6 protein-coding genes and 1 tRNA gene are annotated in these 14,356 nt (G+C 62.7%); 6 read left to right on the forward strand and 1 reads right to left on the reverse strand.

Going from position 1 to position 14,356, the window contains the following annotated elements; all coding sequences use genetic code 11:
- Positions 1 to 301 precede the first annotated feature (301 nt).
- The 3 genes from E1295_RS29345 to E1295_RS29355 are packed head-to-tail and all read left to right on the forward strand — an operon-like array spanning position 302 to position 9,973.
- Positions 302 to 3,730, forward strand: coding sequence for a helicase-related protein (locus E1295_RS29345; RefSeq protein WP_132634799.1), 3,429 nt, complete (start codon positions 302 to 304; stop codon positions 3,728 to 3,730).
- A gap of 22 nt (positions 3,731 to 3,752) precedes the next feature.
- The gene (locus E1295_RS29350) at positions 3,753 to 6,560 is read left to right on the forward strand and encodes a DUF1156 domain-containing protein (RefSeq protein WP_132634801.1); all 2,808 of its coding nucleotides are present in this window, start codon (positions 3,753 to 3,755) and stop codon (positions 6,558 to 6,560) included.
- Between the two features lie 32 nt (positions 6,561 to 6,592).
- Positions 6,593 to 9,973, forward strand: coding sequence for a Swt1 family HEPN domain-containing protein (locus tag E1295_RS29355; RefSeq protein WP_132634803.1), 3,381 nt, complete (start codon positions 6,593 to 6,595; stop codon positions 9,971 to 9,973).
- Between the two features lie 154 nt (positions 9,974 to 10,127).
- Here E1295_RS29355 and E1295_RS29360 read toward each other — a convergent pair whose 3' ends face one another.
- Positions 10,128 to 11,330, reverse strand: a complete 1,203-nt coding sequence (locus E1295_RS29360; protein ID WP_246080485.1) for a DNA sulfur modification protein DndB — start codon at positions 11,328 to 11,330, stop codon at positions 10,128 to 10,130.
- A 754-nt stretch (positions 11,331 to 12,084) separates the two neighbouring features.
- Between E1295_RS29360 and E1295_RS29365 the strand changes: the two genes are divergently transcribed.
- The 3 genes from E1295_RS29365 (at position 12,085) to E1295_RS49045 (ending at position 14,228) form a co-directional block, all read left to right on the forward strand.
- The gene (locus tag E1295_RS29365) at positions 12,085 to 12,276 is read left to right on the forward strand and encodes a hypothetical protein (protein ID WP_132634807.1); all 192 of its coding nucleotides are present in this window, start codon (positions 12,085 to 12,087) and stop codon (positions 12,274 to 12,276) included.
- 3 nt (positions 12,277 to 12,279) lie between these two features.
- Positions 12,280 to 14,040: a hypothetical protein gene (locus E1295_RS29370; RefSeq protein WP_132634809.1), complete on the forward strand. Its 1,761-nt coding sequence runs from the start codon at positions 12,280 to 12,282 to the stop codon at positions 14,038 to 14,040.
- 106 nt (positions 14,041 to 14,146) lie between these two features.
- Positions 14,147 to 14,228: transfer RNA gene (locus tag E1295_RS49045), tRNA-Arg, on the forward strand.
- The last annotated feature ends 128 nt before the right edge of the window (positions 14,229 to 14,356 follow it).

The raw sequence follows: 14,356 nt of genomic DNA on the forward strand, positions 1-14,356 counted from the left end.
GACCGTTCGGTGAGGGCCCTGCCAGCGGTAGCTGGCGCGGGCTGTGACGACCACCGACCGTGGGCTCGTACCGTATTGGGTCGGGGCGATCGGCTGCCGCGCGGTTTCCGGTACACGCGTTCGTTTTATTCATGCCTCGCCGCAGGATGATCGATGAGTTAGCATCTGCGATGCAGAGCGCCCATTCGCAACGAGGAATGGAACCTTCCAAGACACAACTAGTGCCGACGTCCTGCTCGTTCGTATGTCGGAGCCCAAATCCTCGTCAAAGCCTGCAGAACAGGCGATTTGGAGGTAGTCGGTGAGGCTTGAGGATCTCTCGTCCGGTGCCCGGGTGGCCGGAATAGTGCCCGGTGAGACGGTCTCGGTGGTCGCCGCACAGTGGCACGGCTCCGACGCTTTGGAGCTGACATACAAGACCCTCAATGGAGGGCTGGGCCAGCAAGTGCTCTTTCGGGCCGACGAGGCCAAGCTGAGCTTTTCCGATGTAGGCAGCCGGCCGTTCGACGCTGATGCCGGGGAGTTCAGGCTGGTCGCCGAAGCACAGCGGATCTCCTTGGCCGGCCTGTTCGACCCCATGCTGGCCGTAACCACCAGTGACGTACAGCCGTTGCCCCACCAGATCCGCGCTGTGTACGGCGAAATGCTTGACCGCACGCCGCTGCGCTTCCTCCTAGCGGATGACCCGGGTGCCGGAAAGACGATCATGGCCGGGCTGTACGTCAAGGAGCTCCTGCTGCGCGACGACGTGAAGCGCTGTCTGATCGTGGCCCCGGGTGGGTTGGTCGACCAGTGGCAGGACGAGCTCTTCTTCAAGTTCGGCCTGCGCTTCGACATCCTTGCCCCCGCCATGGTCGATGTCGCGTTCGGGGTGAGCGTGTTCGAGCAGTACCCGCTGCTCATCGCACGAATGGATCAGCTAGCGCGCAACGAGGATCTGGCTGGCCAGCTCGACGACGCCGAGTTTGACCTAGTCATCGTGGACGAGGCTCATCGGATGGGCGCGCACTACTTCGGCGGCAAGCTGAACAAGACCCGACGCTTCCAGCTCGGCGAGAGCCTGCGCGACCGCACCCGGCATCTGCTGCTGATGACGGCCACCCCTCACGCGGGCAAGGAGGAGGACTTCCAGCTCTTCCTCACCTTGCTCGAGCGCGACGGCTTCGAGGGCAAGTTCAAGGCCGGTGTACACAATTCGGACACCACCGGGCTCATGCGACGCATGGTCAAGGAGGACCTGCTCACTTTTGAAGGCAAGCCCCTCTTCCCTGAACGCATCGCCCAGACTGTGCCCTACGAGCTCACCGAGGACGAGCAGGACCTCTACGAGCGCGTCACCAAGTACGTGCGCGAGGGAATGAACCGAGCCGCGCGACTGGACGACAAGCGCCGCAACACCGTTGGCTTCGCGCTCACGGTGCTCCAGCGACGCCTGGCCTCTAGCCCCGAGGCGATCTACCAGTCCTTGGTTCGACGCGCGGGACGACTCAAGCGCCGCCGCGACGACCTGATCCACGGCCGCGGTGTCGCCGACGAGCCCGCCCCGATTGACCCGGGCGACTGGGACGACGATGAGCACAGCGCCGAAGAGGTCGAGCAGGTCGAGGAGGAACTGCTGGACGCCGCCACTGCGGCCCGCACCATCGAGGAGCTCAACACCGAACTGGCTGACCTCGACCAGCTTATCCACGTCGCACGCCGGGTCCGCAACCTCGATACCGACCGCAAGTGGGTCGAGCTGCGCAAGATCCTAGAGGACAACGACCTCATCCACCCGAACGCCGAGAAGGCGCGCAAGCTGATCATCTTCACCGAGCACCGCGACACCCTCGACTACCTCGCCCGCAAGATCGGCTCGCTCTTCGGCAAACCCGACACGGTACGAGCCATCCATGGTGGTGTCCGGCGTACCGACCGACGTGTCATCACCGAAGAGTTCACCAAGAACCCGGCCTGCCAGGTGCTCCTGGCCACAGATGCAGCCGGCGAAGGACTCAACCTCCAGGCCGCACACCTGATGGTCAACTACGACCTTCCGTGGAACCCTAATCGCATCGAGCAACGCTTCGGCCGCGTTCACCGCATCGGCCAGACTGAGGTGTGCCGCCTGTGGAACCTCGTGGCCACAAATACCCGCGAGGGCGAAGTGTTCACTCGGTTGCTGCAGAAGGTTGAGGAGCAGCGCAAGGCGTACGGCGGCAAGGTCTTCGACGTCCTGGGGTCGGCCTTCGACGAGACGCCGCTGCGTGAGTTGCTGATCGAGGCCATCCGGTACGGCGACCTCCCCGAGACCAGGGCCAAGATGGAGCAGGTCATCGATAACTCGGTCACACAGGGTCTCAAGGAGCTCCTCGAGGAACGCGCACTCACCCACGACGCCATGTCAAACGCCGATCTGGTGCAGATGCAGCGGCTCATGGAGGAGGCCCGCGCCCGCCGGCTACAGCCGCACTACATCGAATGGGCCTTCCGTCTAGCCTTTCAGCGCCTCGGCGGCCGGCTAGCGAGGCGTGAGCGCGGCCGCTACGAGATCACCCACGTCCCCGCGGCCATCCGCGCCGTCACCAAGCACGGCCCCGTCGCCACCCGCTACGAGCGAGTCACTTTCGAGCTGGACCGCATCGACGTCGACGACAAACCACGTGCCGACCTGCTCGCCCCCGGGCATCCGCTCCACGATGCCGTCGCCGAGCTCACCATCACCCAGCTCCGTCCCACCCTTGAGCGCGGCACCGTCCTGGTCTCCCCGCAGATGGAAGAGCCGAGCCTGCTGGTAGGTGTCGTTGAGGAGCTTGTCGATGGCACCGGGGAGTCGATCGCCCGGCGGTTTGGCTACGCCTACGTCAATGCCACTGGTCAAGTTACGCCCGCCGGCCCGGCACCGTACCTTGACTGCGTGGCTGCCCCGCGAACCTCTGCCGTGGCCGCGGCCGTGAAACTCGCCTGGCTCGGTGAGGCAGAGTCCCAGGCGCGGACCTGGATCATCGGCCACCAGCTCAAGGAGTACCTCGCCGAGGTCTCACCTCGTCGGCTTGCGGAGGTCGAACGGACCCGGACGCGGGTCGACCAGCGACTGGCGCATGAGTCGAACCGGCTCATTGGCGAGGCCATGGCGGCGCAGGAGAAGGAGCAGTCCGGCACCAAGCCGAAGGAGAGCTCCGACAGCCTCATGCGCAAGGCTCGGGACCTTCTGGCTCGCCGGGAGACCCGTTTGGCGTTACTGGACCAGCAGGCCCAGCTGGCCACAAAACCACCCCGTATCATGACCGCTGCGCTCGTGCTGCCACTTGCTATGGTCGAGACCGAGATCGCAGCGGACGCCCCCATCCACGCCAAGGAGACCAAAGTCGTCGAACGGCGCGGTGTCGACCTGGTGCTCGCCACCGAGCGTGCCCTCGGCCGGGAGCCACAGGAGCAGGCGTTCAACAACCCCGGATACGACATTCTGTCTATCCCCTCCGACGGCGGCACCTCGATCCGCATCGAGGTCAAGGCGCGCATCGAGGGAGCCGAGGACTTCTACGTCACCCACAACGAGATCGTCACCGGCAAGAACGCTGTTCCCCACTACCGACTCGCTCTGGTGACCGTCAGCAAGGCCGGCCCCGAGCATGACCAGGTCAGGTACGTCGCCGCTCCCTTCGCCGGCGTCGACTTCGGCGATCTCGCAGCGACCGGCATCCGGGCCAGTTGGTCGAAGACCTGGACCGCCGGCACCGAACCCTTCTGATCCAGAGAGCTCAAGGAAGTTGATGAAGCGCAAGCTGATCGAGGTCGCTCTCCCGCTGGAGACAATCAACCGCGAGTCGGCCCGGGAGAAGTCGATCCGCCATGGCCACCCCTCAACCCTGCATCTGTGGTGGGCTCGACGTCCGCTGGCCGCCGCGCGGGCAGTCCTGTTCGCTCAACTGGTGGACGATCCGTCGTCGAGTCCGGACGAGTTCCCGACCGAGGAGGCACAGCGCGCTGAGCGTGAGCGGCTCCACAAGATCATTGAACGTCTCGTGGCGTGGGAGAACGTCCGCGATGAGCGTCTGCTTGCCGAGGCCCGTGCGGAGATCATAAAGTCCTGCGACGGCAGCCCACCACCAATCCTCGACCCGTTCGCCGGCGGCGGCACCATCCCGCTGGAGGCACAGCGACTGGGGCTGGAGGCACACGCCTCCGACCTCAACCCGGTGGCGGTTCTGATCAACAAGGCGCTCATCGAAATCCCGCCGAAGTTCCGCGACCGGCCGCCGGTCTTCCCAGGTCTGGCCGACTCGGAGATCCGGACGTGGAGTGGCGCCGAGGGTTTGGCTGCGGACGTTCGGGCGTACGGCGCATGGATGCGGAACGAAGCCGAGAAGCGGATCGGCCACCTGTACCCGAAGGCCAAACTGCCGGACGGTTCGCAGGCCATGGTGATCGCTTGGATCTGGGCCCGGACCGTCACATGTCCGAACCCTGCCTGCGGCATCGAGATACCGCTGGTGCGGACGTGGTGGCTGGGCAAGAAAAAGGGCAAGGAAACGTATATCGTACCAACCGTCGTTGCTGACACAACATACCGTTCAGGGCTACGAGTAGAATTCGGCATCGGGTACGATCCGATTCATGCGCCAACAACCGAGAACGACGGCACAGTGGGGCGTAGGGGCGCGGTATGTGTCAGTTGCGATGCCGCTGCTTCGCTGGACTACATCCGCACAGAGGGTCGCAACAAGCGACTCGGGGCTCAGCTCATGGCCGTTGCGGCTGAGGGCACTCGGCAGCGCATCTACCTAGCGCCCACACAAGAGCACTGCTCGGCCGCCAATGTTGCAGCACCAAAAGAGGCTATCGCAGGGAGCCTGGGATTCTACCCCCGTGACATAAAGGCTCCTACGTATGGACTCACTGAGTTCACCGACCTCTTCACTAATCGTCAGCTGACCGTGTTGACCACTTTCAGTGACCTCGTGGGCGAAGCCCGACAGCTGGTCCTACATGACACACTCAAGGCCGGCATCGCCGAAGGCGAGAGGCTGGAGCCAGGTGGCAGCGGTGCCGCAGCTTATGCCGATGCCGTGGCATCCTACTTGGCCATGGCCCTGAGTCGGACACTCAACAAATCCACGGCGGTCTGTACTTGGGATAGCAGCCCAAAAATGGAGGCTGTGCGTGGACTCTTTGCCCGACAGGCGATTCCGATGGCGTGGGACTTTGCTGAAGCGAACGTTCTGGGAGCCTCATCTGGCAACTACGGTGAGGACCTGGAATGGGTGGCTCGGGCGATCGAACGACTGCCGAAAGTTGGTTTTCAGGGCCACGCATTGCAGGACGACGCCAGCACCCGTGACTATCAAGACGCTTTGATCCACACGGATCCCCCTTACTATGACAATATTGGATACTCAGATCTGTCCGATTTTTTCTACGTTTGGCTCCGACGCTCACTGAGGTCTATCCATCCGCAACTGCTCAGCACGATGCTGGTTCCCAAAGCTCAAGAGCTAGTAGCCAATCCCTATCGGCACAAAGGGCAGGAAGGCGCCAAGCAGTTCTTCGAGGACGGATTCCGGAATGTCTTCGCCAATGCGAGGAAGAGCGCAAATCTCGACCACCCGATTATCGTCTGGTACGCGTTCAAACAGTCGGACTCGTCGGAGGAGGGTACGGCTTCCTCCGGTTGGGAGACCCTCCTGGATGGAATGATTAGCGCCGGTTGGGCAATCACGGCAACGTGGCCGAATCGCAGCGAACTGGGAAACCGGATGATGGCGAGCGGAATGAATGCACTGGCATCGTCGATTGTGTTGGCGCTACGTCCACGGCGGAATGATGCCTCCACCACGGACCGACGAGGTCTCATCTCTGCCCTGCAGTCAGAACTCCCAGATGCGCTTCGGAAGCTGCAGCAGGGCGCAATTGCCCCCGTAGACCTTCCGCAAGCGGCGATCGGGCCAGGGATGGCGGTGTTTAGCCGGTACGCGAAGGTGCTGGAGCCGGACGGCTCGAGGATGACGGTCCGTTCAGCCCTGGCGCGGATCAACGAGATCCTCGATCAGGTGCTCAGTGAGCAGGAGGGGGATTTCGACCCTACGACGCGGTTCGCGATTGCGTGGTATCGCCAGCACGGCTACAACATCGGGACGTTCGGCGACGCGGACAACCTGGCGCGCGCACGGAACACATCGGTGGAGCGGATGGACCGCGACGGAATCCTGACCAGCCGTGCCAACCAGGTTAAGTTGATCAAGCCAGCTGACACTTCAGTGGACTACGACATCCTAGCCGACGATCACACCTCGACCTGGGAGGCGCTGCAACACACGATCCGGATCCTCGAGACGGAGGGCGTGCCGGCAGCGGGTGCCTTTCTGGCGACCGCGCAGGGCCGTGCGGACGGGGCGGTGGACCCGGACCTCGTGAAGGAGCTGGCGTTCCTGCTGTTCTCCATCGCAGAGAAGAACGGCTGGACCAAGGACGCCATCAGCTTCAACGCCGTCGCACAATCCTGGAGCGACGTGGTTGATGCAGCCAGGAGCAGCGCCCCACGCGACCTTCAAGGTGAACTTGACTTCTCGGACGACGACTGATGACCCTCAAGGCCTACGGGAACTGAACTGACATGGCGACAAGCAACCGTGACCGCATTGGCGAGATGTTCGAATTCCTCTCCCCAGCGCTGGACGCCTTCATCACCCGGGTCGTCGAGCCCGAGCTTCCGTCGGGGACCCGATGGGTGAATGTCATAGCAGCGGTCGACAACACGATGGACCGTGAGCACAACTCTGGTGACGCCCAGCTTCAGCTCAAGCTGCTGTCGCAGAACTACACCAGCCGGTTTAAGCGCGGGTGGTTTCCGTTCCGCGGGGAACTCAGCCGCGTCCACCAGGCGTACGCTGGCGAGCTGCTAGACGTCCGCAACGCATGGGCGCACATGAAGTCCTTCAGCGACGACGACGCCTACCGCGCACTGGACACCGCTGAGCGACTCGCCACCGCAATCGGCGCTAGCGACGCCGCGACCCGGATCGCGAGGATCCGGCTCAACCTGCGCCGGGTGACCGCAGACAAGGACGACCGCCGAACTCTAAAGGCCGCCGCAGAAACGGCCGACTCCGCTGGTTTGAAGCCGTGGCGCGAGGTACTGCGGCCGCACGACGACGTGGCCACGGGCAACTTTCAAGCCTCGGAGTTCGCCGCGGACCTGTTCAAGGTGGCTCAGGGGCACGCAGGCAACGACTATGCCGACCCGGTCCAGTTCTTTACGCGCACCTATCTCACCGAAGGGCTACGGGACCTGATCGAGCGTGCAGTGCGGCGGATGTCGGGGGACGACAACGCCTCACCGGTGATCAACCTGCAGACCAATTTCGGTGGTGGCAAAACCCACTCGATGCTCGCGCTGTGGCACCTGGCCGACGGCACCCCACTGGGCTCGTTCCCGCAGGACACCCAAGAACTGCTAGGCCCTCTGGGCTACGACTCGATCACCGGCGCCCGCCGGGTCGCGGTGGTGGGCAACCACTTCGCCCCCACCGGCGAGACCAAGCCGGACGGCACCGTGGTGAGAACGATGTGGGGCGAGCTGGCCTGGCAGCTCGGCGGTGCGGAGGCGTACGCCATGGTCGCCGACGCTGACGGGGCCGGCACCAACCCAGGTCGGGCGCTGCACGATCTGCTGGCGGCGTACTCCCCGGCGGTGATCCTTGTCGACGAATGGGTGGCCTACGCCCGCCAGCTGCCTGACGACCCCGATGGGGCGATCGCGGCCGGTGTTACCGGCGGCACCTTCGACACCCAGTTCACCTTCGCCCAGTCCTTGACGGAAGCGGCCAAGTCAACCAGCGGGGTTTTACTGGCCATTTCGATCCCGGCCTCGGAGACAGGCAAGGATCCTAACGAGGTGGTCCCCGGCAACGCTGAGGAGGTCGGCGGTCGACGCGGGCTCGAAGCACTGCAGCGGCTGCAGAACGTCGTACGGCGGGTAGCCGACCAGTGGCGGCCAGCCTCGTCGGACGAGGCATACCACATCGTGCGGCAGCGGCTCTTCGTCACACCGGATGCGGCGGCGCTCGCCTCGATCGGGGCAACTGCCCGGGCGTTTGTCGATTTCTACCGGAAGCACGCTGACGAGTTCCCTCGTGAGACCCGCGATACGGCGTACGAGGACCGCATCAAGCGCACCTTCCCCATCCACCCCGAGCTGTTCGACCGGCTGTACGAGGACTGGTCCAGTTTGGAGCGATTCCAGCGCACCCGCGGTGTGCTGCGGCTGATGAACACCGTCATCCACACGCTGTGGGTAGGTGAGGACAGCGGGCCGCTGATCATGCCGGGGTCGATCCCGATCGGGACGTCTGCGGTTAACTCAGAGCTCACGCAGTACCTGCAGGACTCCTGGAAGGCGGTCATCGACGCCGATGTTGACGGCCCGAACTCCGAGCCGACCAAGATTGACAATGAGAAGCCGCTGCTCCAGGCTCGCCGGGTCACCAAACGTCTGGCCCGGACTGTCTTCTTCGGTGCTGCACCGACCATCGGCTCGGCGCACAAGGGTCTGGAACGGCAACGGGTCTTCCTGGGCACCGCGATCCCAGGCGACATCCCGGGAAACTTCCACTCTGCGCTAGGGGCGCTGGGGGACCGGGCGACGTGCTTCTACTCGGGGTCGGGAAAGTATTGGTACGACCTGCAGGCCAACATCACCCGCCGGGCCAAGGACCAGGCCGAGCGGCTGCACGTCGAAGAGGTCTGGGCCGAGGTGCGTCGCAGACTCGCTGACCAGGCGCAGCGCCGCGGAGACTTCGCCGCCGTACACATCTGCCCGGATGACAACGGCGACATTCCCGACACCGACGAGGTCCGACTGGTCATCCTGCACCCCAAGGTCACCCACAAGAAGGGGGACCAGGAATCCACCGCCAAGAAGTTCGCCCGGGCCGCGACCGACCGCCGCGGGACTGCGCACCGGGTGCATCGCAACATGCTGGTCTTCCTGGCGGCCGACGTGAACCGCATGGAGGAGCTGGAGTCGGCGGTGCGGGACTATCTCGGGTGGTCGCACGTACTGGACAATGCCGACGAGCTGGACCTCACCCAGAACCAGAAGAACCAGGCGACGGACAAGAAGCAGCAGGCTCACGGAACCGTGAACTCCCGGCTCCTGGGCGCCTACCACTGGGCGCTCGTGCCCGAAGCGCCTGATCCCGGGTCTCCGTTTGTCATCACCGAGACCAAGGCGGAGGGGCAGTCAACGTCGCTGGCGGAGCGTGTATCGAAACGCCTCGGTGCTGATGGAGCGCTAGCAACCCAGCAGGCGGCCGCGGCGATCTGGCTCTGGCTCAACCGCCTTCCCAAGCTATGGGAGAACGGTCATGTCAAGGTCGGCGATCTGTGGCGTCAGTACACGACGTACCCCTACATGCCACGACTGCGGGACAGGTCTGTGCTTGCCCGTGGCATCGCCGACCAGCCACTGTTGTGGCAGCAGGAAGGCTTCGCTCTCGCTCTGTCCTATGACGGGGAACGCTACGAGGGACTCAAGCTGCCTTCAGACGGTGACCTAGGCCAGGTCACTGACTCCATGCTCCTGGTCAAGTCCGAGGTGGCGCTCGCGCAGCGACAGCGAGAAACAGTTGACCCCGGGCCCGGTCCTGAACCTGAGCCCGGTCCTGGGCCCGGTCCTGGACCTGGACCTGGACCTGGACCTGAGCCCGGTCCTGGACCTGGACCCGGACCTGGACCCGGTCCGTCACCGCAACCCGACATTAGGTACTTCTTCGGAAGCAAAACCCTTAATGCGACGCACTACGCCCTGGACTTCAAGAAGCTGATGGACGAGGTGCTCCAGCACCTGGCCTCCACGCCGGGGGTCAACCTGAAGGTTCGTGTCGAGATCGAGGCCGAGGCCCTGCACGGGTTCTCGGAGTTCCAAGTCCGCACCGTCTCGGAGAACAGCAACGCACTGAAGTTCGACCAAGCCGGTTTCGAGGAAGAGCACTGAGCGACAGCGGATAGCCCTTCTTCTCCTCCACGAAGGTCCGCGACGGACCCTCTTATACACGATGTTGAGTGGCGATAACCCGCCAGGACGGTCAGGGGCTCCGACAGGCACCTCTTCTCGGCAACAAGGGCGCCTGTCGAAGTTCTGCGATCACTTACAGTGTGGTGGGTGCCTTCTTGTACCAGTTGGTGATGGTGCGTACCAAGTGGACGATGTTCTGTGTCCGCATGATGGGTGCCGCAGCGTTCGGCTCGAAGTCGACACTCGCCTCGGTGGTGCGCCAGATGCTGGTCTCTGCTACCGGTGCGGCCATGTGCGGGTCGAGGCGCTTGAAGAACTCTGTGATGTCGTCGAGTTCCACCGGATTGTCGCCCGCGCGTAGTTCGCGGAACACACCACCCAGTACGCGCAGCATACCCACCGAACCGAGCAGTGAGGTGCGACGCAGCTGCTGAGCCATGGTCAGCTCGTCGGCCTTACGTTCCTTCTCGAGGTCCTCCTCAGTGACGGCGGAGAGATCCACAAAAGCGTTGGAGATGACGTCGAGAAAATCCTTGACCTGCTCGATCACTTCCCCGTCCGTCAAGGTTTGCTCTGCCTTCTTGCTGATGCGACCGCCTGCGCCGGCGATGACGGCGCGGGTGATGTCGGCCACGTGCTTGGCGCCCATCAGGTTCGGGTTCTTCGCGGTCATGCGGTCTTGCTCGGCGTCCACCCGGCCCTTGAGGAGCGGATGGTCGATGACATCAGACAGTGTCCGGTTGGCGACCTTGTAGCTGTCGAAGCGGGCGCGGACGGCGCTGCTGATGCCCTTGGCATTGTCGGCGACGTCGACGAACATCTGCTGCGCCTTGATGGGGTCCAGCTCCACGTAGATGTCGAGCCCGACGTACTCAGCCTTCAGCCGGTTCATCTGGCCGATGAGCTTTTCGCGTTCAGCCTTGAGCTTGGCTTCCTTTTCTGGACTCACTCTGCGCGCCATCTCACGGTCTACGGCAGCGATGGCGTCCGTGATGCGCTGCTTTTCGATGGAGACGCCGAGCACGCGGTGCTGGCCATCGATGGTGCGCAGGGAGCCGATGCCACCGAGCGCCCATGGAACGGCGAGATAGCCTACAGCGCCCTGCTCATCGACCTTCTCGAAGGAGCATCCACCACTGTCACGAGCCAGGAGTGCCGGGGCGACCCAGTCCTGCTTGCTGTCGAGATACTCGCCGAACTGCTTGGCGTGAAGGCGGTCGACCTTCCGGTTGTCCTTGTCGACGTTGTTCGGATCGGGGACGGGGAGGATGGTAGGGAGGTCGAGGAGCGGAACTCGAATGGAGTAGACAGCACGCCCGCCTTGGACAGTCTTCATGGCCAGGTATGTGCTGGAGTCCTGCGGCTTTGACAAACGCAGAGGATTGACATCGATGCTAATGACAAGCTCCTACTCGATCAGCCACACGCTTGGTGGACGCCAATGAGAGCTAAAGAGTAACGAGAAGAACTAAGCAGAGTCAGCTGATGCCCAAAACGATCTTCTACTGGTCCCGATTATAACAAGATGTCCATTAAGCACTATTGGCTAATTTCAGCCCATTAGAAAGCTTTGCACAAAGAACCCGACAATCCTTTTTGCACCATCGGTTCCCAAATATGAATTTTGAGGAATGCACTATTTTGTGTACTTTGATGCGGATTGAGGTAGTACAGAGGTTGAAAGGCCAGGATTCATGATGCGTCACTGGTGATGGGCAGGCCGGTGTGAGCGATGAAGGCATCCAGCAGGCCGGCTCGGTGTCACCTGCTCGCGCGGAGCGGTTGGTACCAGCGCCGACAACGCGGCGGCCGAGTCCTTCACGGTCCGGCGGCACCCCCCGCCTGGGCCAGCTCAGCCCGATCGCCTACGAGAAGACGGCAGATAGCCTGAGGCGTGCCGCCTGAAATCGGTTTCTGCATTCACGAGGGAAGTCCCTGCGGCCTGTGGCGAACCACGTGGCGGACGTCCAGTCTCCGTTTCTCGTTGACAGGCGGTTGTTCGGCCTCGCTTTGCACGAGCAGGGCATGGCAGTGGAAACGGTAGGACCATAGAGTTCTCTGCACCCGCAGACATGGGGACCTTCCAGTGCGTGGAACGCACCGTCTATCAGCGATGGGACGAGGCACAGGTGGCCGCGACTACAACGGTGCACGACGTCATCAAGGCAATGCGTGCCAGCTCGGATGTGAGCTACGAGCGCGGCACCGCCTTCGAGCGGCTGATGGTCAAGTACCTCAGCATCCTACGCGGTTCGAAGTACATCAATTCGATGGAGGGATGATAGTTGCGCAAGAAAGACACCAGCGATGCGTCGCGTCCGGACGGACGGAGATCCAGTACCGAAACACTTCATCTGCGCGCTGCCACTCGTGCCCTGCGATTGCATCTCGACGAATTACCGGTCGATTTTCATTTTTGGGGACCCGGCGATCAGTTCCTAGCAGAATGTGCGTTCCCGTTCGCGCGGCAACGGTACGACTGCGCAGAGTCAATGATCGGTGCCGGTTTCGGTGGCACCGTACTCGGCTCCCTTGCACGTAGCCTTTTCGACGACGGGTTGCGGTGGCTCTGGATCGGTGACGATCCGACGAATAGGCGCGTCGCTCTGCTGGGCAGTATGCTGGAAGAGCGTAACCGTGTGTGCATGACACTCGAGTCGAACGACGCTTCTTGCCCTATTTTACCACGCTGGTTTGCGCCGCTAGTTGGCGTAACAGATCTTACCGGTGCATCCGAGACTTGGCTTCGCGCGCCAGCTGTCCCGGACCAGGCGACGCTTCTTGACGCCTTCCTCAGCGAGGGCCGTCCTATCGATGCGGCTCAGGACGAAGTACTTGATGCCGCCCGCGGACTTCTCGACATCGCCGGATTGCGCGGAGCCGTCATGGTTCTCTCACATGCCGGCCATGGCAATCTCCTCGGAACCCAGAGCAGCTTCACTGAAGGAGGCGGCATAGGTCACGATCTACGTCCTGACCACGAGGCGCTCTACATGCAGGTTGCAGCCGTAGGGGTCACGCTTACATTGATAGGGGTCAGCCGAGCTGTACCCGAGAGCTGGCCAAACGAGGTGCCGCAGCACTCCTTTCTTGATAAGACCTTGCGGTTAACCACCGAAGTCGTCCATGCGGCTACCGTCATTCACGGTCTACGCACACCTAAAGTGCCTAGGACAGTGGCGCGCCGCAGAAGCAGCAGGCCGCGTCCTACCCCCCTTCTTCGGCCTGCCGCCTTGCTATCTCCCGACGATTATTTGCCCGATGTCAACTCGGCCGACGAGGTGATCGATGCAGCGAAACGCTACTACGAGGCAGCAAGAAGCTGGATAGCTGACCCGTGGCACGAGGACCAACCAGCTAACATGGCCAGCATCCTTACCTATGGCGGTGCTCACTCCGCGTTGCAAGCAGTGATGTCGACATACGACCAGCCGGGGAGCGCGGTAATCGCAGTCTTCGCCGCACGCATGCTCCTCGAAGAGGCCGCACGATTCAAATGGATGATCGAAGGTAGGACAGAGGACGAAATCAGGCTCCGATTCAAGCAATTCTTCGAGGACCAGCGGGTCAGGCGCAAGAAGGTTCTTGATGAACTATCCGGAGACGGTGTCGCACGGGCTAAGGCAGAGAGGCTCCTAGCCCTCCCGTCCAACGTCACTGTGATCACTCCCCACGACAACATCTCTAAAGGTCGGAAGCCGATGCCTTCCATCGAGAAGATGTTAGCGGTCATGGGTGAGCCCTATCCTGAGCCGGGCTGGTTGAACGTGGCGTACTCACTCTTGAGCCAAGTCACACACAGCACGCCGATCGGCCACCTCCACATGGCCAGCTTCCAAAGAGGCATCCTTCATGCAAATGAGATCTCTGCCGAGATGCTGGGATTGACCCTTGACTCGGCCTGCCTGGGCAGCGCCCTTCTCATCGGGATTTCGGCCTCCTTCTTGTCTGGCGGCAGCCAGGAGGCGCGTGATCATTCGCTCTCGCTTCATCAGCTTGCCTACGACGTCCATAACCAGGCGCGTCTAGTTCACGGGCTCGACTGATTCCGCTGATTTCCGGGACAACCAGGGTAGCCAAGCCAGCTACACGGATGGGGGACATGTACGGGATGATCAAGTGAGGTGCTAGGACCGCTACTGCCATCTCTGCAGCTCAAAGCCGGTGATCACGCAACCTTGCCCACGCTCTCCTAAAGCGGGTGCCGCAGGTTCGAATCCTGCCGGGGGCACCAGTGTGATGTCTCAGGACATCGGAAACCCTCGAACCTACGGGTTCGGGGGTTTCGTCGTGTTGGGGTTTGCCTGGGGTTGGTAGTCGCGGGCGGGGTCGATGGTCAGCTCGCGCAGGAGTTCTCCGGTG

Source organism: Nonomuraea mesophila (assembly GCF_004352805.1).
GTDB lineage: Bacteria > Actinomycetota > Actinomycetes > Streptosporangiales > Streptosporangiaceae > Nonomuraea > Nonomuraea longispora.